Source organism: Bradyrhizobium sp. USDA 4504 (assembly GCF_054063995.1).
Map to the genome: position 1 here is coordinate 6,249,001 of NZ_JBSSGV010000001.1, position 22,373 is coordinate 6,271,373.

18 protein-coding genes are annotated in these 22,373 nt (G+C 60.8%); 11 read left to right on the plus strand and 7 right to left on the minus strand.

The genetic code is table 11. The features are described 5' to 3' along the window. Positions 1-1,083 precede the first annotated feature (1,083 nt). A complete protein-coding gene (locus tag ACVMB1_RS29490) occupies positions 1,084-3,912 on the minus strand; it encodes an autotransporter family protein (RefSeq protein WP_456849409.1) in 2,829 nt (942 codons plus the stop codon). Between the two features lie 848 nt (positions 3,913-4,760). Between ACVMB1_RS29490 and ACVMB1_RS29495 the strand changes: the two genes are divergently transcribed. Continuing rightward, positions 4,761-5,246: a hypothetical protein gene (locus ACVMB1_RS29495; RefSeq protein WP_456849411.1), complete on the plus strand. Its 486-nt coding sequence runs from the start codon at positions 4,761-4,763 to the stop codon at positions 5,244-5,246. A 365-nt stretch (positions 5,247-5,611) separates the two neighbouring features. Here ACVMB1_RS29495 and ACVMB1_RS29500 read toward each other — a convergent pair whose 3' ends face one another. Then, entirely contained in the window at positions 5,612-6,100 is a 489-nt protein-coding gene (locus tag ACVMB1_RS29500) for a MarR family winged helix-turn-helix transcriptional regulator (RefSeq protein ID WP_057017678.1), read from the minus strand. 250 nt (positions 6,101-6,350) lie between these two features. Here ACVMB1_RS29500 and ectA point away from each other — a divergent pair, with 250 nt between their 5' ends. From ectA to tnpC (ACVMB1_RS29550), 10 genes are all read left to right on the plus strand, one after another. After that, positions 6,351-6,896, plus strand: a complete 546-nt coding sequence (ectA, locus tag ACVMB1_RS29505) for a diaminobutyrate acetyltransferase (protein ID WP_225160841.1) — start codon at positions 6,351-6,353, stop codon at positions 6,894-6,896. A 4-nt stretch (positions 6,897-6,900) separates the two neighbouring features. After that, positions 6,901-8,229, plus strand: a complete 1,329-nt coding sequence (gene ectB / locus ACVMB1_RS29510; RefSeq protein ID WP_057017677.1) for a diaminobutyrate--2-oxoglutarate transaminase — start codon at positions 6,901-6,903, stop codon at positions 8,227-8,229. A 15-nt stretch (positions 8,230-8,244) separates the two neighbouring features. Further along, positions 8,245-8,658, plus strand: a complete 414-nt coding sequence (locus ACVMB1_RS29515; RefSeq protein ID WP_076827282.1) for an ectoine synthase — start codon at positions 8,245-8,247, stop codon at positions 8,656-8,658. Positions 8,659-8,723: 65 nt separating this feature from the next. Next, the gene (gene thpD, locus ACVMB1_RS29520) at positions 8,724-9,602 is read left to right on the plus strand and encodes an ectoine hydroxylase (RefSeq protein ID WP_283812345.1); all 879 of its coding nucleotides are present in this window, start codon (positions 8,724-8,726) and stop codon (positions 9,600-9,602) included. Further along, positions 9,599-10,051 (plus strand): hypothetical protein, encoded by a 453-nt coding sequence (locus tag ACVMB1_RS29525; RefSeq protein WP_057017674.1) that lies wholly within the window; start codon positions 9,599-9,601, stop codon positions 10,049-10,051. The genes thpD and ACVMB1_RS29525 overlap by 4 nt, the downstream gene beginning before the upstream one ends. 20 nt (positions 10,052-10,071) lie before the next feature. Next, positions 10,072-11,322, plus strand: a complete 1,251-nt coding sequence (locus ACVMB1_RS29530) for an MFS transporter (RefSeq protein WP_141342790.1) — start codon at positions 10,072-10,074, stop codon at positions 11,320-11,322. Next, positions 11,319-12,530 (plus strand): MFS transporter, encoded by a 1,212-nt coding sequence (locus tag ACVMB1_RS29535; RefSeq protein WP_456849413.1) that lies wholly within the window; start codon positions 11,319-11,321, stop codon positions 12,528-12,530. The genes ACVMB1_RS29530 and ACVMB1_RS29535 overlap by 4 nt, the downstream gene beginning before the upstream one ends. 45 nt (positions 12,531-12,575) lie before the next feature. Next, on the plus strand, positions 12,576-12,956 hold the full coding sequence (gene tnpA, locus ACVMB1_RS29540) for an IS66-like element accessory protein TnpA (RefSeq protein WP_456849415.1): 381 nt from the start codon (positions 12,576-12,578) through the stop codon (positions 12,954-12,956). After that, positions 12,953-13,300, plus strand: coding sequence for an IS66 family insertion sequence element accessory protein TnpB (tnpB, locus tag ACVMB1_RS29545; RefSeq protein ID WP_038975078.1), 348 nt, complete (start codon positions 12,953-12,955; stop codon positions 13,298-13,300). The genes tnpA (ACVMB1_RS29540) and tnpB (ACVMB1_RS29545) overlap by 4 nt, the downstream gene beginning before the upstream one ends. Before the next feature lie 121 nt (positions 13,301-13,421). Then, on the plus strand, positions 13,422-14,957 hold the full coding sequence (gene tnpC, locus ACVMB1_RS29550) for an IS66 family transposase (protein ID WP_456849417.1): 1,536 nt from the start codon (positions 13,422-13,424) through the stop codon (positions 14,955-14,957). 687 nt (positions 14,958-15,644) lie between these two features. Here tnpC (ACVMB1_RS29550) and tnpC (ACVMB1_RS29555) read toward each other — a convergent pair. The 5 genes from tnpC (ACVMB1_RS29555) to ACVMB1_RS29575 all read right to left on the minus strand — a co-directional run bounded on the left by tnpC (ACVMB1_RS29555) (position 15,645) and on the right by ACVMB1_RS29575 (position 22,038). Further along, on the minus strand, positions 15,645-17,216 hold the full coding sequence (gene tnpC, locus ACVMB1_RS29555; RefSeq protein WP_310885563.1) for an IS66 family transposase: 1,572 nt from the start codon (positions 17,214-17,216) through the stop codon (positions 15,645-15,647). A gap of 52 nt (positions 17,217-17,268) precedes the next feature. Then, positions 17,269-17,622, minus strand: coding sequence for an IS66 family insertion sequence element accessory protein TnpB (gene tnpB / locus ACVMB1_RS29560; RefSeq protein WP_076834308.1), 354 nt, complete (start codon positions 17,620-17,622; stop codon positions 17,269-17,271). After that, complete coding sequence (gene tnpA / locus ACVMB1_RS29565) at positions 17,603-18,076, minus strand: IS66-like element accessory protein TnpA (protein ID WP_253625971.1); 474 nt, start codon at positions 18,074-18,076, stop codon at positions 17,603-17,605. The genes tnpB (ACVMB1_RS29560) and tnpA (ACVMB1_RS29565) overlap by 20 nt, the downstream gene beginning before the upstream one ends. A gap of 1,276 nt (positions 18,077-19,352) precedes the next feature. Next, positions 19,353-20,567, minus strand: a complete 1,215-nt coding sequence (locus ACVMB1_RS29570; RefSeq protein WP_456849420.1) for a phospholipase effector Tle1 domain-containing protein — start codon at positions 20,565-20,567, stop codon at positions 19,353-19,355. A 10-nt stretch (positions 20,568-20,577) separates the two neighbouring features. Continuing rightward, positions 20,578-22,038 (minus strand): hypothetical protein, encoded by a 1,461-nt coding sequence (locus ACVMB1_RS29575; protein WP_456849422.1) that lies wholly within the window; start codon positions 22,036-22,038, stop codon positions 20,578-20,580. Positions 22,039-22,373: the final 335 nt, after the last annotated feature.

A 22,373-nucleotide genomic window follows, 5' to 3' on the forward strand; every position in this document is an offset into this window, starting at 1 on the left:
ATGCCGCCGTCGCCGTTTTTCACTGCGCATGGAATAGACCGCCCGAAGGCGGCCTTCCATGGGTTAGCGGAAACCAAAGCGGCTTACGGGCGAATGCCGTTCTTTCGCGCGCAATCCCGATAGGCGGAATAGCCCGCCGAGTTTCGGGCGGCAGTCGCCCCGCTTGTCATGTTCGCACCGCCGGCGGCAGCGGCTTCATTCGCCTGCCTGAAGCATTCAGCACGAATTGCATCGACATTCTTGCCACTATTCTTCGGAGCCGCATTTGCCGGAACCGCAACCAGCAAGACCAACGTACTAAGCACACATATCTTCCACATAGTCGTCTCCCTGTTCCCTGTAGTGGACCAGCTGCCGTATCAGTTCGCCAATTTGCCGCGTCGGCAGTAAGCGTCAGCATTGTTTCACACAGGGAGGTCTTCAAGGTACGAACACGTTCGTACCTGCCTCGCGCCGCCGGGGTCCGAAGGATCGAGCTTCACCATGCCCGCGGGGGTCGCTTGCGCCCCGAAGCCACGACGCGCCGTATTGAGCATGCATCTTGTGCCAGCGTGGCACGCAGTTGAACCAACGGAACGAAGCACGTTCAGCGGGATTGGTTGGGACACCCTTGCAAGGAGTCCGGATATGCGACCAACGAAGGCTTTGCTGGTTCTCAGCTTCATCGCATCTGCAGCAATGATACTCCCTTATGACGCCCAGGCCCGGCCCAGAGGAGCCGGCGCTCGATCGGCTCACTTCCACGGCGGAGGAATGCGGCCTGGTTGGCACGGCGGCGGCACGCGATGGCATGCCGGCGGCTGGCACGGCGGCCGCGCACGTTGGGCCGGCGGCGGCTATTACCGCGGTGGCGGTTACTATCGAGGCGGTTGGGGCGCCGGAGCTGCCGCAGCCGGTTTGGCGACTGGCGCAGCCATCGGAGCCGCGACGGCCTACAACTCCTGCTATCAGACGCGAAACGTGTGGAACGGTTACGCGTATGTTCAGCAAAGCGTGAGGGTCTGTTAGGCACTTCCTCGTCCGCTATGCCTGCGCGAGTGCGTTTCGCCGACCCTGTCTGGGCCGACGTCACGCCTTCGCGCGCTACCAGTTAACGCGCAGTCCGGCTTTCCCGCCGTAGGAGAAGCCGCCACCGTCGAACCGGCTCTGATAGGAAGCGTTGGCATAAAGCGACGTGGTCGACGTGACCTGTCCGCTGATGCCGGCATTGATCTCGCCCCACAGGCCGCCGAGGCTCGCCTGGAATGGAACGAAGCCGGTGTCCGACGAGAACAGCGTTTTCGGGTTGCCGAGGAATTCGTTCCACAGGCTCGGACGGATCCAGGCCGTCAGCGTACGCGGACTGTCATCGACCGCCCATGTTCGGCCAAATCGGGCACCGATCCGGGTTGCGAGCGAATCCACATCCGCAAAGCGGATTTGCGCCGCGATGTCGCTGGCGTCGTTGATGTGGATGTTCTGATACACCAGTTGCGCCTGCGGCTCGATGAAGAAGCCGCCGGCGAACTTGAAGGGATATCCGCCCTCCACCGACGCAGCCCCACCCTGAGCACCGGTCTTGAGCGCCGGAATGCCGCGATTTGCGCTGCTCGTGATGTCGTAGAACGTGCCTTGCAGGATCGAGTCGATGTACCAGCCGGTCGGCCCGAAATGCGTCCAGTAGCCACCGAGCGTGTAGGCGGAGAAGGTGTTGTCACCCTGGCTGCCATCGAAATGGGTGACCCGCCCGCGCGCGCCGCCGATCGCGAAATACGCCCCCGCCTGGTCGCGCGAACCGTCGGGACCGTCGTGTCGATAGACATCCATGCCCGCCTGCAGCGCCAGGAAATCATAGCTGAAGTGCGGTCCGGCTTCGCCACCCAACACGCCAAAGCTGTCGCCCTGATGCACGCCGTTGACCCCAAGCACGCGACCCCATCCGACCCTGGCGTTCTCGGGATTGGCGCGGAAGCGTTCGTCCTCCTCCTCGCCCACGCGTTCATGCAGCGTGTCGAGCAGGCTGCGTCCGTACAACAGCGTCATCGCCAGAATTGCCGCGTAGAGCGAAGTCTCCTCGCGGTAGTCGGGGATATCGCCGCCGCCGCCGTCGGCTCCGCCTCCACCGCCGCCTCCACCGCCACCGCCGCCTCCGCCGCCACCGCCTCCTCCACCGCCTCCACCTCCGCCGCCGCACCTAGGCACGTTGGGCAGATTGGAGCAGTTGATGAGACCGCCACCGCCGCAGGCACGAAGATTGGGATGCGCGACACAGTCGAGGGTGTCGCGCAAATACCAGGCTTGCGGGTTGCTGGAGTCGACGCTCGAACGGAACAGCGAATATTGGTAAGGGCCGGCCAAGACGGGGTGAGACAGGCTGAAGGCACCAGGCGTCGTCGTCGCACCATTGATCGCGTCGACGACGAGGATGCCGTTGCCGGTGGTGAGCGCGCCGCCGCCCGTGGTGTTGCTGATCTTCAGGAACGTATTGCCGCCTGCCGTGCCGCCATTGATGACGAGCCTGTCCGACGGCGAACCGTCCCTGCCAAGATATGTATTGAGCCCGATGGTACCGCCCTGGCCGACATAGTTCACCGCCGTCAGCGTCTTGTAGCTCGACAGCTGCGTCGGATCGCCGACAGGGGACGTGAACTGGATGATGCTCGAAGCGTTGATCAAATTGGTGACGTTCGAGTTGCCGGTCATGGTCCAGAGCGAATTGTTTTTCAGCGCGACGCTGGAGGTGCTGCCGGAGTCGGTGAGCGCAACGCCCTGCAGGGTCGAACTGTCCGCGACGAGGTTGAGCGTGGAGCCGCCGCTGACGTTCAGCCATTGATTGTTGTTCGCGACCGCAGTCACGCCGGTCAGGCTTACGCTGCTGATGCCGCCCGGGGCGGCGATCGACGCACCGTTCGGACTGGTCATGGTGACTCCGGAGAGCGTCGCTGCACCGCCACTTATGTTGAGCGCGTTGGCATCGGCTCCATTGGCCGTGAGTGAGCCACCGGTCATGCTCAGCGTACCGCTGCTTGTCACGCCGGCCGCATGGGTGCCTGCGCCTGATGTGGTGACCGTCGAGCTGCCGTCGAGCGTGACGCTGCCCGAATTGTCAGCCTGCACTCCGCGGCCTCCGCTGCTGTTCGGAACCGTTACCGTCACGCCGCTCGCCGTGAGCGTGCTGCCGGTGCCGCTGGCCTGCAGGCCGATCTCGCCCCCGCCGCTGCCCGTCGCGGCGACGCTGCCTCCCCTCAAGGTGATCGCGCCGCCGTCGAGTGCCTTGGCACCGACATCGCCACCGCCGCCGGAAACCGTGACCGCAACGCCGTTTGCCGTGACAGTGCTTCCGGACGATTGCGCCAACAGGCCGGTTTCGCCGCCGCCGTTCCCCTCAACGCTGACAGTGCCGCCGGTCAGCGTGACCGACCCACCGGAGTCCGCGCGCGCGCCAACGTCGTTGCCGCCGCCGCCGGGCATCGAAATGGTTGTACCCGTCGAGCTAATCTGGCTGCCGGCGCCCGTTGCCCACAGGCCGGTGTTGCCGCCACCGCCGACCGCATAGGCGATTGAGCTGTTGAGCAGACTGACCGTCGCCGCGTTGGCCGCCTTCGCAGCGACGTTGTTGCCGGCGCCGTTGAGACCGATGGTGAGTCCTGTCGCGCTGATCTGACTGCCCGTTCCATCAGCGCTCAGCGCAGTTCCTCCGCCGCCGAAGGCCGGATTGATGATCGAACCCGACTGAAAGATGATCTGGCCGCCGCTTTGCGCCGACGCGGCAGTGCTCCAGTTGCCGTTGATGCTCGCCCCGGAACTGAAGATGATCGTACCTGCAGCATCCGCCAAACCACCGATACTGCCGCCATTGAAGGGATTGATGTTGACGTTGTTGGTCGTGATCTGAGCGCTCGAACTTGCGTGAACGGCAGGCGTTCCGGTCAACGTCGTATTCGCGTCGATCGCGCAGCTTCCACTCGTTGCGGAGACAGTCGAATCCGGTGCGACCGTGCAGGACTGAGCCGAGGCCGCATCAACCAGAGCGGCCGACGCAATCAAGGCAAGCGCGGCGAGCCGGAACCGGCTCCGACAGGCCGCGACTGGTCTCGGCTTATTCCTGAAGAACTGGACCAATGATTGCAGGGCGGCGCGCGTCGACGCCTGTTCCATGCGATTGCGCGCGCAAGATCCAAGGAGAGTCGAGCCGGTAAAGCACTTCATTTGCGCCGCCTTCCAAACCTGTCGTTCTCAACAACGTCAAATTGAAAAGGACGGGTTGCTTGGTCGCGGTGCAAAATGCAGGAGCGGCTACAATTCAAGATCGCAAATCATCATCCGACTATCAGGACGAAGATCAACTCGAATGTGGCGATCCGAAACGCGTGCTGCCGTTTGTTGGCAGTTGATGCTTTCGCATCACACAACTTGTGCAGTTCGTGCCAACCGTCGTGCTCTCTCGCGCACGTCCGACGCAACTTGACGCGGTCATCGGGCAGTTCCGCGATCACGCAACCTTTCATCAATTTGCATTCTCGCCTCTGTCCGGATTCGTCGGACGAATGGAATTGCCGTCCCATCGTTTGGGCATTGATCGCAGCATCCTTGCTACGCCGCGACTCCCTGCCGCATCCATGCCGCTTCTGCTGAAGTCGCATTCCAGATCGATTGGCAAGTCACGTCGATTTGATGCCGCGCACGAGATGCACAGGAACCACTTCCGGAGGTTGCATTTGGTTAGGTGCGAGAAAACGGGAACTTGCGGACTTGGCATTCAGTCATGCCAAGCTTCGTAAGTGTCGCAGCAAACCAAATCCAGGGAGCAAGCCATGATGAGTCTAAGAGTTCTTGGCGCGGCTGTGATAGTGGCGTCGGCAGTTTCGAGCCCCGCATCGGCGCAAGCGGTCTTCTCCAACCCGGCCGCCTGTTCATCTCAATTCGCCAGCGCCAACTGCCTCAACCGAGGAGCCGGGAGCCCGTACGACAGCAGGAGAGGCTATTATCAGCGGCGAGCCGCCTATCGCGAACCCGTGGGGCCGGTGGGGGCCGCTGCCGGCGTGGCCGGCGCTGCCGTCGGAACCGCCGCGGCGATCGCGACCGCTCCCTTCGACGGCTGGCGCAATTCCTACGCCGCATACGGCACCTACGATCGGCCCGCCGCGTATGGCGACTACTATGCGTGGAACGGCGACTGGAACAGTTACGCGTCGCACAACGGCATCGTCTGCAGGCCCGGCACCTTTTTCAAGGGATCCGACGGACTCCAGCACCCCTGCCAATAGGGCTCTTCTGCTCTCAGACTAATCTACAGGCGGCCTGCATGGGCCGCCTGCTCCAGTCCTGCCGGTCGCGTCGACAGCGCCTGCGCGGCTGAAGGATCGTATGCGCCCGAGCTGCCTAGTCGGATCGACGACAATATCCGGCTTCGCCCTCCACGCTGCGCCGGAACGAGCGCCTGCGGCGGAGCGATTGCTGGATGCGCAGCCCACCGATACCGACATTCAGTGCAGGTTTCGATGCGGCCCGAGCTGCTCGTCCGACTCCGCAATCATCCGATCCGACGTCGGCTTCTGATGATATGTCGGCCACTAACCTGCGCGGGAAGATCCGGCTCTGTCGAGCCGTCCACGCAGTCGAGGCAATCGACCTATCTGGGTTGGGATCGATCGATGGCCCCGCTGTCCAGCAATGGCGCGGCATCGATGTTGTGCGCGTCCATCAGCATGGCCAGCCGCTCTACTGCAGCAAGGATCATGGCCTGCTCCCATTGCGGCAACTGGACGAAGCGATCTGTAAACGTCAGGTGAAGCAAGTCGGGTGCGTTGGCCACGATGTCCCTGCCTGCCGGCGTCGCCGTCAGAAGGAACTGGCGCTTGTCGTTTGCGTTACGCTGGCGCTGCACTAGATCGAGCGCCACAAGCCGATCGACGATCGTCGTGATCGTTGCCTGACCGAACTGAAGCGCCTGCGCAATGACCCCCGGTGTGGTTTTCTCGCGCGCGTCGATCTCTCGCAACACGAGCCATTGCGATGTCGTAAGGCCGGTCGCAATGGCCAGCTGGCGACTACCGATCTCAGTTGCCCGCAGCACTCTTCGCAGGGCGCGCAGCGTCAGTGAGGCGATCTCTGATTTCATGTGGCTTTTCTTATAGCTACGGCCGCGCCGAGGCGAATCGTAACCGGTTCCAAGTCACCCCTTCAAATTTTATTCGGATAACGAAATATCTACGAAGCTTTTGATGTGAGATCTCAAGCCAATTTTCAAGATTTCGCCACTTATTTTCCTATAAGGTAAAGCGCTATATATTTCGGAGAATGAAGCGATTAATTCGAAATCTGAAGCAATAGCCGGCCCTCGGGTCGACGCTTTCGGTGGATCCTCGCCAGTGGCTTTCGACGCTGCTCCGGATGTCAACGAAGCGTTCCAGTTGAGAAAGCCGTCGCCCGCTGACGGCCCCGCGGTTACCCGCCTGGTCGCAGCCTGCGCGCCACTGGACTCCAATTCCGCCTATTGCAACCTCCTCCAGTGCACGCACTTCACGGACTCCTGCCTCGTTGCGGAACGTCACGCGCAAATTCTAGGATGGGTTTCAGGTTATCGCCCGCCTTCGGAACCGAACAGCTTCTTCGTCTGGCAGGTCGCGGTCGCGAAGGCGGCGCGCGGCAAAGGCCTTGCTCAGCGCATGATCAACGCGCTGCTGGATCGCCCTTCCGCCGAAAGTGCCAAGTATCTCCTCACCACAGTGACCGACGACAACGCTCCATCCTGGGCATTGTTCAACGGACTGGCCCGCGCGTGGGGCGCTCCGCTGATCCGCAGTGTGATGTTCGAGTGCGACGCGCATTTCGCCGGTAAGCACGCCACAGAGTGGTTGGCCCGCATTGGCCCCCTGCCAAACCGACAGCCCGGAGCCAGAGATCAGGAGAACTGACGACATGACCACAACAACCACACTTGCTCGCCATACACGACCCAAGCCGACCAGCCATATCCCGGACCGATCCATTTACGAACGCCGGGAGTCGGTCGTGCGGAGCTATGCGCGCACCATGCCGCGCCAGTTCAGCCGAGCTGACAATGTCTGGATGTATGATAATCAGGGCGGACGCTATCTGGACTTCCTGTCGGGATGCTCGACGCTTAATTACGGACACAATCATCCCGCGCTGAAGCAAGCGCTGATCGACTACATCTCGACTGACGGCATCACGCACGGGCTTGACCTGCATACCGACGCCAAGGCGGAGTTCCTCGAAACATTCGAGTCGCTGATTCTGAAGTCACGCGGGCTGGACTACCGCGTGATGTTCACCGGACCGACCGGCACTAACGCGGTCGAGGCCGCCATCAAACTGGCCCGCAAGGTGACCGGCCGTGGACTGGTGATCGCTTTCACGAACGGTTTCCACGGCATGACCCTCGGTGCGCTGGCCTGCACCGGCAATGCCGCCAAGCGCACCGGCGCGGGCGTACCACTCAGCCATGTCAGCCACGAGCCTTACGATGGCTATCACGGCCCGGATCTCGACACCGCCGCGCTGCTGGAACGGCGGCTGTCCGACCCTTCCAGCGGGCTCGATGCGCCGGCCGCGATTCTAGTCGAGACGGTTCAGGGCGAAGGCGGTCTCAACACCGCATCGCCGGATTGGCTGCGTGCAATCGCCGATATCGCAAAACGCCACGGCGCACTCCTTATCGTCGACGATATTCAAGCCGGATGCGGACGCACCGGTCCGTTTTTCAGCTTTGAAGGCATGGGTTTTACGCCCGACATCGTCACCATGGCAAAATCGCTGTCCGGCATGGGGCTTCCCTTCGCGCTGACACTGTTCCGACCCGAGTTGGATCAATGGTTGCCCGGCGAACACAACGGCACGTTCCGGGGCAACAATCACGCCTTCATCACGGCCACCGCGTCTCTGCGGAACTTCTGGAAGGATGACGAGTTCGAGCAGGACGTCCAGCGCAAGGGACGATTGCTCGCACGACGCCTGGATGCCATCGCTTCTGGATTCGGCCTTTCGACACGCGGCCGCGGCATGATGCGCGGCATCGACGTCGGGTCCGGTGAAACTGCCGATGCCATCACCAGCGCCTGTTTTGCCGCCGGACTCATCATCGAAACGAGCGGCGCACACGACGAAATCGTCAAGGTGCTTGCACCTCTCATTATCGACGACGCCGCTCTCTCGGCCGGCCTCGACATCATCGAGGAGTCGGTCCGCGCGGTGCGGACCGGCAGCTACGGCATTGCAGCCGAATAACGAAAGGAAAGAACAATGATCGTTCGTCAACTCCGCGACATTCAAAAGACCGATCGTCTCGTCAAATCGAAGGGCTGGGACAGTGCCCGCCTTCTGCTCAAGAGCGACGGCATGGGCTTCTCTTTCCACATTACGACGATGTACGCGGGCGAAGAACTCAAGATGCACTACCAGAACCATCTCGAGGCGGTTTTCATACTGAAGGGAACCGGGACCATCGAAGACCTCGGGACCGGCGAAACGCACAAGCTCGCACCGGGCATCATGTACGCACTCAACAAGAACGACCAGCATATCGTTCGCCCGGACACTGACCTCCTGACGGCCTGCGTGTTCAACCCGCCGGTCACCGGCCAGGAAGTGCACGATGAGACTGGTGCCTATCCGACTGATGTCGAAGCGCCGCGCGAGGCGGCCGTTAACTCCTGAAACAACTGAAAGAGGGAAAGGCATTGACAGACATTTACCCATCCCGTCTCACCTCGGAGGCCCAGATGCTTCCGCGTCTCGATCCCGTTATTCATAGCGACTGGAGCGAGAGCGCACCGCTAACGCGGCAGCAGGCCGAGCAGTTCGATCGCGATGGCTTCCTCGTGCTCAAGGATGTCCTCTCTCCCGAGGAAGTCGACCACCTGCAGACGCAGGCAAAGAAACTGCTATCGAGCCCTAACGGCCTCAATCCGGAAACGATCATCGCCGAGCCGGACAGCCAAGAAATCCGTTCGGTCTTCGAGATCCACTCTCAGAGTAGAGTGATCGGGCGCCTCGCCGCCGACGCACGCTTGTCAGGCATCGCTCAGTTCCTGCTGAACGACAAGGTCTACATCCATCAGTCACGCCTGAACTACAAGCCCGGCTTCGAAGGCAAGGAGTTCTACTGGCACTCCGACTTCGAGACTTGGCACGTGGAAGACGGCATGCCGCGCATGCGAGCACTCTCCATGTCAGTCCTGCTGGCGGAAAATACGCCGGACAATGGCCCCCTGATGCTGATGCCCGGATCGCACCGCGTCTTCCTGACCTGTATTGGGGCGACGCCGGAAGACCACTATCGCACGTCACTGAAGAAGCAGGAGTATGGCGTGCCCGACCGGCAAAGTCTGACCGAGTTGGCGCACCGCCACGGCATCGTGGCGCCGACCGGTAAGGCGGGCACGGTGGTGATCTTCGATTGCAACACGATGCACGGATCGAACGGCAACATCACGCCATTTCCACGCGCTAACGCGTTCTTCGTCTATAACGCCGTGAGCAACCGGCTGCAGGCGCCATTCGGCGTCAAAAAACCGCGGCCGAGCTTCGTTGCCGCGCGCAGCGACCCGAAAGCTCTCGTGCCTCAGCACGGCCCGTTGATGGAGGATGCTCTCGCATGAGCGGTTTTCATAGTGTCGAGAAGATCGGCGGCACATCGATGGCCGCGACTGGCACGCTATTCGACGACGTTCCGATCGCGGAGCGCAAGGGCGAGGACCTTTACAATCGCGCCTTTGTCGTCTCCGCCTATGCCGGGATGACTGACCTGCTGCTGGAGCACAAGAAGACCTACGAGCCTGGTATCTATGCACGCTTTGTTGCCGATGACGGCGCGGACGGATGGCGTCAAGCGATGGCCGACAGCGACATCGCTTGGCCAGGCTTGGTGTTCGATGCGCTGCGAGCCCTCGATAACGCACGAATCGACGTGATTGCGACGCGGCATCAGATTCGCAATGCTGACGTTCAGTTCGTCGTGACCGTTTGCCACTTCGATGCTAGCGCTAGGGTTCTGCATCGTGTCCCGGTGGAGGCCGACGGGGAAGCGGAAGGCCGGCGCGCGGCCTGACGGCGCGCGTCGCAATCGTCATGCTTGCGGCAATCTCCCCGGTTCGTAGCCTGCTGCTCGCCATCTTTATGCTCATGGCGGGAAGCGGGTTTATGGCGACGCTCCTGAGTTTGCGGCTCGAGCGGGCGGGACAGGGCACGATCGTGATCGGCGCGGTGGCGACCGCCTATTTTGCCGGGCTGGTCGTCGGAGCCCTGCGCTCGGGACGTATCGTCCGGCGCGTGGGACATATCCGCGCCTTTGCGGCGTTCGTTGCGCTTCTCTCCGCGAGCACGCTCGGCTACGCGCAAATCATCCACCCTCTGCTCTGGTCGGGACTGCGGCTGATCGACGGCTTCTGCGTCGCCGGCGTCTTCGTCTGTCTCGAGAGCTGGCTAAACGAACGCGCTGACGCGGCCTCGCGCGGCAGCATTCTAGCGGCCTACATGGTTGCACTATATTGCGGACAGGCGGTGGGACAGTTGCTGCTAGGAGCCAGCGGTGATTTGCCTGCTGTTCCGTTTCAACTAGCCTCAATGCTAATCTCGCTCGCGATCATTCCACTTTGTCTCACACGCAACTCGGCGCCGCCGCCTGCCGAAGCCGCGGCGTTCGGAACCCGAACACTCTTTGCCGCATCTCCCCTCGGTGCTGTCGGAGTAATGACGACCGGCTTGATGTTAGGGGCATTTTACGGATTGGCCGCAGTGCAGGTTCGACGCCTAGGGTTCGATTTATCGCAGACAGCCCACTTCATGATGATCGTGATTCTTGGCGGCGTGATCCTGCAATGGCCGCTCGGACGCATTTCCGACCGCTATGATCGTCGCCAGGTCATCGTGCTCAGTTTCGCGGCAACCCTGTGTATCAGCTTGGTCATCTCCTTTCTCTCGTCGGTCGGCCCGTGGCTGCTGATTCTCGGAACAATGTTTGGTGGCCTCAGCTTTGCGCTCTATCCACTCTGCGTGGCCCATTGCAACGACCGTCTGCACGCCGCACAACGTATCGCCGCAAGTGGACGGCTGGTGCTGCTGTATTCCGTCGGCGCCGCGCTCGGGCCGATCGGTGGAGCGATATTCATGACAGGCTGGAGCAGCGGCGGGCTTTTCCTTTTCATCGCCCTTTGCGCCGGCGGCGCGGCCGCGTTCGGCATGTGGCGGCAGACGGCAACCCCGCCTGTTCCTGCACCCGAGCAGCAGGACTTTCAGATTCTTCCACGCACGACGCCGATTGCATCGCTGCTTGACCCCAATACGCCCGACGCAGCGGTGATCGGAGAACAGCAATCGTGAATGCCCCCGTTTCCGCACCTGATCCAACTGCTGATCGCGCCACGTTGCGCCGTGCGATTGCCGCCTCTGCCGTCGGCAATGCGACGGAATGGTTCGACTACGGCATTTATGCGTATGGCGTGACGTACATTTCCGCGGCACTGTTTCCCGGCGACGTCGGGGAAGCGGTGCTTTTTGCGTTGGCCACGTTCGCGATCTCCTTCCTCATACGGCCGCTAGGCGGGATATTCTGGGGATCGCTGGGAGACCGGGTGGGCCGAAAATCCGTGTTGGCGCTAACGATACTGCTGATGTCGGGCGCGACGCTGTGCGTCGGGCTTATTCCCCCCTACAACAGCGTCGGCTTCTGGGCGCCACTGTCGCTCGTTCTTCTCCGCATCGTACAGGGCTTTTCGACCGGTGGCGAATACGGCGGCGCCGCGACGTTCATGGCCGAGTACGCTCCCGATGACCGACGCGGCTTTTATGGGAGTTTCCTGGAGTTCGGAACGCTGGCCGGCTTCTCGCTGGGCGCATTCCTGATGTTATCCTTCTCGCTCTTTCTGGGTGATCAGGCGATGCACGACTGGGGATGGCGCGTTCCGTTTCTGGTCGCCGCGCCAATGGGCCTCGTCGGCGCGTATCTGCGCGCGAGAATGGAAGATACGCCGGTCTTCCGTGCCCACGAAACCGCAAGCCAGGCACGATCCTCACCAGGCCTGATCGCCCTTCTGGCACGTCACCGGCGTCCTATGCTCGTCGTCGGCGGCCTGGTGGTTGCGCTCAATGTCGTCAATTATACGCTGCTCAGCTACATGCCAACCTATCTTCAGAGCCGCATCGGCCTGTCGCCGGATGAGGCGCTTGCGGTGCCGCTCCTCGGCATGCTGTTCATGATGCTGTTCCTGCCATTTGCTGGCCGGCTCTCGGACCGAATCGGGCGCCGTCCGATGTGGAGCTTCTCCCTGATCGGGTTGTTTCTGCTGGTGGCCCCTCTCTACATGCTCATGGGCACGGGCCTCGTCGGCGCCTGTGTCGGCTTCATTCTGCTCGGGCTGCTCTACGTACCGCAACTCGCGACCATTTCGGCGACCTTCCCGGCCATGTTTCCCACCCATGTGCGTTTCGCCGGCTTCGCCGGCGCTTACAACATTTCGACATCCATTTTTGGCGTACGCATCCGACGGGCGCCGTCTTGCGTGACGCGAGGTAATTCGCGAAGCGTGTAGCCTTAAGTCTAGCTTTAAGGTCATCAGGCGAAGCGGGTCGAGGTTTTGGGCGGGCTGGAGCGGCGGCGGCGCTGGTCGCAGGACGACAAGGCACGGATTGTCGAGGAGACGTTGGTGCCGGGCGCGAAGGTGACTGAGGTTGCGCGCCGCAACGGAGTCGCGGCCAGCCTGGTGTTTACCTGGCGTCGACAAGCACGGACATCAGAGCAGGTCGTACCATCTTTTGCGCCGGTGCAGATCGTCGCTACGGAGGTGGAGGAAACTGCGAAGCTTTTGCCTGCGGGTGACGGCCGAGTGCGCTCCGTGGCAGCCGCGCGTACTGGATTGATCGAGATCGATCTTGGCAACCGACGACGCATCCGAGTGGACGCGCATGTCGACCCGGAGGCGCTGGCGCGGGTCCTCGAGGTGCTTGAGCGCCGATGATCGCCATACCGGGCAATGTACGGGTTTGGCTCGCGACCGGTCATACCGATATGCGCCGAGGCTTCCCGAGCCTTGCGCGTCTGGTTCAGGAGGGTTTGAAGCGGGACCCTCACGCTGGCGATCTCTACGTTTTTAGGGGCCGCCGCGGCGACCTGATCAAGATCATTTGGCATGATGGCCAGGGCGCATGTCTGTTCACGAAGCGGTTGGAGCGCGGGCGCTTTTTGTGGCCATCGCTGGCGGACGGCGTTGTGACGATCAGCGTTGCACAACTATCCTATCTCCTGTCCGGAATTGACTGGCGGATGCCGCAGGCAACCTGGCGTCCACAGGCTTCCGGTTAAGCTGTGGCTCTTTGACTCACGGCAGGAATCCAGCGGGATTTTTTGCGGCGAATATGGTTGATTCGTCCTCGTGACGACGCCCACCGATCCGCTTCCCGCCGACCTTGCGGCTGCGCATGCGATGATCATTGCGCAGCGCGAACAGCTGACACTGGCGAAGAGCGAAGTGACGGTCGGCCGGCTGGAAATCGAGCGGCTGAAGCTGATGCTGGCCAAGGCACGGCGCGAACAGTTCGGGCAATCCTCCGAACGCGGCAAGTTGCTGGTCGAACAGCTCGAGCTTGCCATCGAGGATCTCGAAGAGACGCAGGCCGAACAGGAAACCAAGGCCGAACTCGCCGCGCCAGGGGCCGCCAAGGAGAAGCGCGCGCAAAATCCACGGCCGCCGCGACGTCCGTTGCCGGACAATCTGCCGGTCGAGCGCGTCGTCGAACCCGCGCCTTGCGCATGTGGTAAGTGCGGCAGCGAGCGGCTGCATAAGCTCAGCGAGGTGGTCTCGAAGACCCTGGAATGCGAGCCGCGGCGCTGGAAGATTATCGAGCATGTCCGCGAAAAGTTCTCCTGCCGAGATTGCGAGGCGATCACAGAGGCGCCGGCACCCTCCCATCCGATCCCGCGAGGCTTTGCCGGGCCGAACCTGCTGGCGATGGTGCTGGTCAACAAGTTCCTGCTGCACCAGCCATTGAACCGGCAGAGCAAGACCTATGCCCGCGAAGGGATCGAGATCGATGTCTCGACCCTGGCGGATCGGGTCGGCGCCTGCGTGGTAGCACTCGCTCCCATTATTGAGGCCATCCGGATCCACGTCATGAGCGCGGAACGCATCCACGCCGACGATACGACGGTGCCGGTACTGGCCAAGCTTAAGACGGTTATCGGCCGGATCTGGACCTATGTTCGCGATGACCGGCCGTTTGGCGGCACGGATCCGCCGGCGGCCCTGTTCTACTACTCACGCAACCGGGCTGGAGAGCATCCGCAAAGCCATCTTGCCGGCTACGTCGGCCTTATGCAGGCCGACGCCTTTGATGGATATAACCAGCTCTACAAGGCCCAAAGGAAGCCGGCTCCGATCCTGGAAGCGGCGTGTTGGAGCCACGGCCGCAGAAAGTTCTTCGACCTGGCGAAATCTGGAGAGGCGCCGATTGCCAGCGAGGCGGTGCGGCGCATCGATATCCTGTTCGAGATCGAGCGCACCATCAACGCCAAAACGCCGGAACAGCGGCTTGCGGCACGTCGTGATAAGTCGAGGCCGATCGTCGCCGATCTCGAAATCTGGATGCGCCAGCAGCGAACCTTGCTCTCATCAGGCAACGATACTGCAAAGGCGATCAACTACCTGCTCAACCGCTGGGCGGCGTTCACCCGCTTCCTGGACGATGGCCGCATCTGCCTCTCGAACAACGCTGCCGAACGAGCGTTACGCGGTGTGGCTGTCGGAAGACGAAATTGGACCTTCGCCGGTTCAGATGCTGGCGGCAATCGTGCCGCCGCTGTCTATACCCTGATCGAAACCTGCAAGATGAACGACGTTGATCCGCAAGCCTGGCTCGCTGACGTGTTGGCCAGGCTTCCAGATCACCCCCTCAACAGAGTCGCCGACCTGCTCCCGTGGAATTGGAAGGCGACCCAACAGTCCAAAGCGGCTGCTGCCTGAGGCGCCGCGGCAGACCGGCGCGACTGCCCGGGGTGCTGGCCGGATGCGTACTTTTTGGCGGCACGGCGCCGGCAATCAACAGCGGCCTTATCTCTGTTACCGGGAACGAGCTGATGCCGGCCTATTACATGATGGCTACATGCGTTGTTGGGCTGATCGCGCTGCGCTTCATGCCGGAGACAGCTGGACGGACTCTTTATGAAGATCCTTTCGCGCGATAGGCCTAGCTAGCACGCCAAGCTTCCGAGGCCGAGGAACGGCTGGAGCGCCTTTATGCGGCCATTGAGAGCGGCGCTATCGATGGTACCGATGGATCCGGATCCCTCAAGAACCGGATCGCCGCGTTGATGGCAAGCCGGGGTAGGGCCGTTGTGGCTCTCCATTATGCGAAGAAGTCGAGTGCACCCCCCATCCAGATTGACCCGATCGCTATCGATCGGTTCACCCGCCTGATGCGTCAGCAACTCGTGTCGGGCGACGTCGCTGCTCGGAAGGCCTATCCCGCAAGCGTGGTCGACGCGATCATCGCGTCGGAGGACCGTCGGCTCAAATGACAGCATCCGGTCCGTTTTCGGCCGAAAGGGTCAACCCAAACCTTGGTTTCATAAATCGTAAGCGCGATTTTCCGCGCACGTTGTCGGCCGCGATTTGACGGATGGCCTTCGTATCGGGGCGATGCTGAGCCGTTCAGGCAGTGGCCGCTTTGGGGAAGTTGAAGGGCAACAGGTCAGCGATATCGGCGTTGTCCACGCGCTGAGGCAACTCGGTGAGCACATGGCGCAGCCATGTTAACGGCTCGACACGTGAGGCGCGGCAGGTCAGCATTAGGCTGTAGACGACGGCGCTGGCCCTGGCTCCGTCGACGGTGTCGCTGAACAGCCAGCTTTTTCGGCCGGTGGCAAAAACCCTGATGTCGCGCTCCAGAAGATTGTTGTCGATCGGCATCCTGCCATCTTCGGTGTAACGCGTCAGATAGTCCCATTGGTTCCGGGTGTAAGATACGGCGTCGCCAAGCTTGCTGTCCGGCAGGACCTTCGGGGCGATTTGATCGAGCCATTCCTTGAGGGCGTTCAGGACAGGAATGCTGTGTTGCTGGCGGAAGCGACGGATGCATTGATCCGGCGTTTCGTCTCTGTCCGGTTTCTCGTCCCGCGCCTGCCTTTCAACCCGGTAGAGCTGCTCGAAGAACCGCAGCGCCTGCTCGGGCGGCCCGCCGCCCTTCTTTCTCGCTTTGAGGGCGTCGACAAAACGCCGCCGGGAGTGGGCCATGCATCCAATGTGGGTGGCCCCTTCCAGCGTGCGCCATGCGCTATAGCCGTCACTCATCACGATGCCACGGTAATCGCCGAGGAAGGCCTGCGGGTGGATTTGGCCGCGGCCCGGCTGATAATCCAGAAGAACGATCGGCTCGCGACTGCCCTTGCCGCTGCGATAAGCCCACATGTACGATGTGCTGGTGGCCGCTTTGTCCTTCTCCTTGAGGACCTGAACCGTCGTCTCGTCGCCATGGATGAGAGGCTGCGATCTGAGCCGCAGCTTCAGGGCGTCGTAGATGCGATACAGATGCTTTTCGCTCGAGCCGATCACCCAGTGGCCCAAAGCGCCGCGGCTGACAGGAACGCCTGCGCGTTCGAAGGCCTGCGCCAAGCGGTAGAGCGGCGTGCCGTCGACATATTTGTGAACCAGCGCGAACGCCAGCGTCGAGGCCGTGGCAACGCTGCCCGGCAACGGCTGCGTCGGCATCGGCGCGGTCACGACAGGGGCGTTGATCCCGGTGCGATCGCAATGGCGGCAGGCATATTTGAAGCGCACATTCTGTAAAACCTTCGCCTTCACCTCGATATGAAGTTGCTCGGTGACAGCCTCGCCCATGCGATGCATCTGGCCACGGCAGCAAGGACACGCCTTCTGATCGTCGGGCAGGTCATACTCGACGCGCTCGCGCGGCAGGTTTGCCGGCAGCGGCCTGCGGCCGCGCTTCTTTCCCGTCGTGCTTTCGACCGATGGCAGACCCGTGTCCGGAAGTTCGGCGGTATCGTTCGTTTCGCTGCCGGCGTCATCCTCATCGGCGGCCTGCTCGGCTTCATTGAAGAGACGGTCGACGTGCTTTTCGCTGCGCGGCGCAAAACGATGCAGGCGTGCCAGCGCCAGTTCTTCCTCCAGCTTGACGACGCGCTCCGTGAGCTGACGATTCTCCGCCTCCAGCGCGGCAATGCGCGCCAACAGCACCTCGACACTCGGATTGCCGGTTCGATTCATCGGATTCTTGAATCTGAACCGTTCCGACGCGTCAACCGCTCAACTCAAGAGCTCAGCCGGCAACCTGATATTGCCGCACCGGATGACGGACCATCGCATCGATATCGATGCCGTCGAGGATCCAGTGCAACTGCTCGGTCGTAAGCCGGACGACCGCCTCCTGGCGGCGCGGCCATCGGAACTTGTCCTCGGTCAGCCGCTTCAGGACCAGCACAAAGCCGGACCGGTCGAAGAACAGCAACTTCATCCGGTCGCAACGGCGATTGCAGAACGCAAAAACCGCCGGCACAAACGGATCGAGCGCCATCGTCTCCTGAACCAGAACCGCAAGGCTGTTGATGCCAGCTCGGAAGTCGATCGGCTCACGGTGCAGATAGACCTGCAGGTCACCGCCCAGTCTGAACATGGCCCAGGGCTCCAATGATCGCCGTCAATGCATCCACATCCCCGCATTCCAGCGCGAGCTTCACGCCATTCGGCAGCGACGCGCTCACCTTGGCCGGAGAACAAAAAGCTGGAGACCCCTTGGATTCCGACCCACCCACTTCATCGCAGGTCGCCGGCAAATCCACCGCCTCCACACTGCCTTGCCGCGACAAACCCCGCTCGGCGGCCCCCTCAGGGTGAACCGGGATGAACGCCGAGGGTGACGACGACGGCGCCGACCTGGCCGCGGCGTCCTTCTTGATCCACTTCCGAAGCAGGTTCGCGTTGACCCCATGTTCGAGTGCAAGTCTCGAGACCGAAACGCCAGGCTCAAGGCAGGCCGCCACAAGACGCTCCTTCGATGTCGTCTCAAAGCGCCGGCGACCGTTCCGACCAACAAGCCTGACACGCAGTTTCTGACCATCGTCGCTCATCATGAGGTGTCCACCTATTTAAGTGGACACCTCATGCATCAGAGCACTCAAAACCAAAAGGTGCGGGGAAATTCGCGCTTACCATAAATCTGTTCAGGAGTGGTGCCCAGGGGCGGCTCCGCACTGCGGAGATAATGCATTGATAAGACTAATGTATTTTTTTATCCGTCGGAGAGACTACCAACGTCTCTACCAACAATTTTGCGAATGTTGGTAGTTGGGGACAATGAATGCCCGGCGGACGCCACCAACAGACAACAACGGCGCCATCCCGACGTGGGTAGGTGCGCCCTGATTTGTTAGTCTGTTTACGCTAATTTTGAACGTTGAGCTGCTAAATTTTCGAGACGATTCTCTCGAAGCTCGGCGACCGACGGCAAGACTTCCGATGCCGATCAATGCGACGCGATATCATCACGGTACGCCACTATCCGCGCCACGTCAGGCCTGCGCCAGTAGCCACCTAACGACGAAATACTACTCGGGCGACGCATCGAACTGGGGAATGCGGCGCAGCAATGAACGCTCTTACGAAGCAACCTTATTCAACTAGCGAGCTGTACGCCGGACGAAAAACCAACAATTGGTCACACTGAATTTGTCGTGTCCAAAAGTGCGAGAAGTGATCGCACCATCACCAAGCGCCGGCGTCCAATCGTTGTTGTGATAAGTTGGCCAGATCCTATCAACTCGTAAAGCTTGGTACGTCCCAAGCCAGTTGCCAAGCAAGCTTCGTCGACGGTGCAGCTGAGCCGTTCACCAAACGGGACCACTTTCGCATCGCCACCACTTGTGGGCGACAATTCGCTTCTAGGCTGTCTTATTCCACCATTCTCCAACTGGCCACCCGTCATGGTCTCTCCTCGTCGCGAATACAGTCGCTTGGTTACAGCATGCTGGAGACAGATCGAATGGTACAAAGCGCAACAATGAAAGCACTTCAAGAGCCTCGAAACATCATGAAGATAAGCTACGGCTATCTCAAGCCAATCCTCCCATATCCACGTCAAGCACTGGCAAGTTTGGACGCACATGGCGAAGCACTACAATAAAGCGTGAGCGGTCAGAATGAAGTTGGGTTCAGATCGACCCGTCGAACCGCTCATAACGGTCTGGTTGCAGGTTCGAGTCCTGCCGGGCCCACCAATGGAATCAGCAACTTGTTAGGATCCGTTTCGTCTGGTCGGAATGACCGCACCAGATATGGGCGCCTTCGTTCGTGGGTAGCTTCGCGCAGTCATTCGACGCGCCAAACTGACGCATCGTGAATCGTGGCTTAGAGGCGAGTGCCCGCCGTTGGTGACTCTCCACCAACACCATTGGCTACAGGACTAAAGTACTTCTTAGCTTTCTGATGGTTCTGCAAGGCTATGGGCCTATATGGGCCAAAGCTAGTGTAGTTGCGCACCGATGTCATCGCAAGGCGCTCGTAGACCGTCTCATGAAGCTGCGCGGCGTCTGGAATCTCCCGGACCGCCTTCGACCAATTAAGTGACGTTCCGCCGATGCCGACCATGCACTCATCGTGCATCATCCCGTCGGCAGATGGGAACAACTGCAGCAGATTCCTGTCGACGATGACTCGCTCTGGTGCAGGAATCTTCTCGGCGATGAATTCGACCATCCATGACAGCGTAATATCAGAAAGCCTCGACTCGTTTTCAGGATAGCTACCACCTATGTCCGCGTGATTGCCGGCGAACCATATTTGATCGAACTGTTCGGGTTCGCCTTGCCTGTCGGGCCACTTCACAGTGCCGCTGCCGCCCCACGGCACTCGCTTAAAGTCCTTCCGACCCTCGTCGATCGATTGTAGATGCCGCGCATATTGGACATCCGCGGCAAAATGCCGGTCGTAGGTCCAGTCAGGAAAGAAGCGCTGCCAGCCGATTGCAGCAACTGCGTCCCAAATCCCGATGAAGTAGGCAGAAGCACCCGTAGTTCGTCCGACCTCCGATTTGTAAGACGACCGGAAGCGCGACGCTCGCTTGTCCATCTCCGCGCCTTCCCTCGGCATTCCCAACCAATAGACGCACGAGACCGCTTGCTTGGCGATTCTTCGCAGCGATGCAGGGTCGAGGCTAATCGCACCGCCCACAGGCGCGCTCCTTGGAACACCACAGAGTTCTAGGACGTGAGAGAGGCACCGAGCGGTGTAGGCGCCACGGCTGAACCCGAACAAATAGATGCGGTCTCCGGGCTCCCACACCCCGACGATGGCAACATAGCAATCGATGATCTTCTTTGTGATGCCAAAGCCAAACATTTGCTGGACAGCCTCCTTGAGACGGCTCCAACTGCTGCTACGTCCAGGTGTCGGCGTCCCGATACCAGGAACATACAAGGCCAGCTGTTTCTTGGGATCGATGGTCGAGTCAGGACCGGTCCGAGTCGCGCGATACAGCTTGTAAACGTTTGTTCGGCTCTCGTCTGGTAGGAGACCGCCCTCGTTCCCCGTGCCGTCAGCGAAAACAAGGATATTCTTAGGCATGGCGGCTCCTTCACGTAACAATCGGCTCGATCGACGCATCGGCAATGATGATACCTGTTGCGTCCGCGAAGATGGCCGCGACATCCCTGGCCTTCTGTCGATACGCGTCGTAGGCGTCCTGCCCCATGAGCGGAATTGCTTCAGCTAGACTGGCAAGCTGCCCTTGCTTTTTCGCCACGGCTGCGGCCTTCAGCTTTTGCTCGTCCGTGCGAAGGCCGGCGATTGCGGCGTTCAGGTCGGAGATATTGGTCGGCGTCACGAGCTTGCCACCAATGTAGACAACCTGGCTCAGTCCCACGATTCCAAGAATTGTATTCGGGACGACGAACGTTGACAGTTGACTGACGCCGGCCGCGATCAAGCCACCGATAACGACCAGACCGAAGATGAAGCTCTGGTACCGATACACATCGAACACGCCGTCCGTCGTGAAGAAGTCGCGCCATGTCGCATTCGATGGGTCCGCTACCGCCTTCGCCATGGGAATCCATCCGTGCCTAAGAAGCCACGCCCGGTTGTCGGCGGACAGGCTGTTACGTTGGCTATCCGTGCCTTTGGCAATCGTCGCTCCAATGCCGCTGATGCCGAGGAGCGTCAGGATAGAGCCCGACAAATCCACGAGCGTCCCGGTCTGTAACAAGAGCAACGTGATGAGTGCAGCCACGGCTAGTGAGAAGGCAAGCGTCTGAAATGTCGAGAGACTGCCCTTCCCGTCAGGCCCGACAGAGACTTTGGCGGGATTCAGGGCGCGAAGGAATGACGCGAATGTGTGGTCTTGCTTGCGTAGGGCCCATCCGATCCAGAGGTAAAGGGCAAGAACGCCAACCAGGACAACAAAGAGACTAAGCCAGTAAGGACTGAGACGAACGCTGACCGAGGACACCCGCCAAGGAGATTGGCCAACCGGGCTGTTGCACGTGTAAAGATACAGGTCGACGCGGCTCCAGTACCAAGCCAGATCATCACCCATGTTGAGCGTGACGATAGTTTGATCGGCTTCCAGCAGATGCTTCTGCACCAGCGGGTCGGACTCGGTCGCGCGATGCGTGACAACGTCCTGACGCTTGAAGAGATAGGAATCGTCCCCATAGTCGATCCCGGCGAAGTATCGAACGCCATCAACGAAAGGTGCGCGCACGCCCACGTCCACGCGCTGGTTCGTCGGCAGGAAGTTCGTCGCGAGCACGATTGCGGCACCAACGGGATTGCGGCCCGACCGAAGCTCCACGGCGAACTCGTTGGGCTTGACGCATTGCTTTTGGGGATCGCTGGGTCCGGACGCCTCGACTCTTACGGGTGGGGCCGCAGGCCCCTGTACTGGTTGATCTGCTCGCTGCCCTGGCGGTGAGCCTTCGAACGCCAGCGTCGGACTGCTAGCTGGAGCCGCCTGCTGTTGAGCGGCGCTCGGCGTCGAAAGAGCGGCACTCGCCAAGACGAAGGCGAACAAGGCGAAGAAAAACGATTTGGCCATTCCCGTTCCCCAAAGCCAATCGCGGCAGTGCTAATTACCGAGGGTTGCATCACCCTGCAAGCCAACCCTTAGTGTTGTCCCCTGCCTGGCACGCTCGGAGGGCGTTCGCATTTGCTGCTCTCAATCGCTTATCCCAATGATGAGAATCAAAAGGTTCATATCAACCTCAAAGAGCTTTTCAGCTCCCGTTACCGACCCGGTGCACAGCGTCCCGAACGTAAATAGCGGTCGAAAAAATCAACAAAAACAATGAAGCTCGATCCTGATTGACCACCGTTATCGCTGTTTGTTCACGGGGTTTTGGTGGTCAATCGGTGGTTGGCGAAGTCTGTTTC

What these genes read in the sequence shown, in the direction of transcription:
- ACVMB1_RS29530 (WP_141342790.1), top strand. Translation starts at nt 10,072, where the DNA reads ATGCTTGCGGCAATCTCCCCGGTTCGTAGCCTGCTGCTCGCCATCTTT.
- thpD (WP_283812345.1), top strand. Translation starts at nt 8,724, where the DNA reads ATGCTTCCGCGTCTCGATCCCGTTATTCATAGCGACTGGAGCGAGAGC.
- tnpB (WP_076834308.1), bottom strand. Translation starts at nt 17,622, where the DNA reads ATGTTCAGACTGGGCGGTGACCTGCAGGTCTATCTGCACCGTGAGCCG.
- ACVMB1_RS29570 (WP_456849420.1), bottom strand. Translation starts at nt 20,567, where the DNA reads ATGCCTAAGAATATCCTTGTTTTCGCTGACGGCACGGGGAACGAGGGC.
- ACVMB1_RS29500 (WP_057017678.1), bottom strand. Translation starts at nt 6,100, where the DNA reads ATGAAATCAGAGATCGCCTCACTGACGCTGCGCGCCCTGCGAAGAGTG.
- tnpC (WP_456849417.1), top strand. Translation starts at nt 13,422, where the DNA reads ATGATCATTGCGCAGCGCGAACAGCTGACACTGGCGAAGAGCGAAGTG.
- tnpC (WP_310885563.1), bottom strand. Translation starts at nt 17,216, where the DNA reads ATGAATCGAACCGGCAATCCGAGTGTCGAGGTGCTGTTGGCGCGCATT.
- ACVMB1_RS29515 (WP_076827282.1), top strand. Translation starts at nt 8,245, where the DNA reads ATGATCGTTCGTCAACTCCGCGACATTCAAAAGACCGATCGTCTCGTC.
- tnpA (WP_253625971.1), bottom strand. Translation starts at nt 18,076, where the DNA reads ATGAGCGACGATGGTCAGAAACTGCGTGTCAGGCTTGTTGGTCGGAAC.
- ectB (WP_057017677.1), top strand. Translation starts at nt 6,901, where the DNA reads ATGACCACAACAACCACACTTGCTCGCCATACACGACCCAAGCCGACC.
- ACVMB1_RS29575 (WP_456849422.1), bottom strand. Translation starts at nt 22,038, where the DNA reads ATGGCCAAATCGTTTTTCTTCGCCTTGTTCGCCTTCGTCTTGGCGAGT.
- ACVMB1_RS29525 (WP_057017674.1), top strand. Translation starts at nt 9,599, where the DNA reads ATGAGCGGTTTTCATAGTGTCGAGAAGATCGGCGGCACATCGATGGCC.
- tnpB (WP_038975078.1), top strand. Translation starts at nt 12,953, where the DNA reads ATGATCGCCATACCGGGCAATGTACGGGTTTGGCTCGCGACCGGTCAT.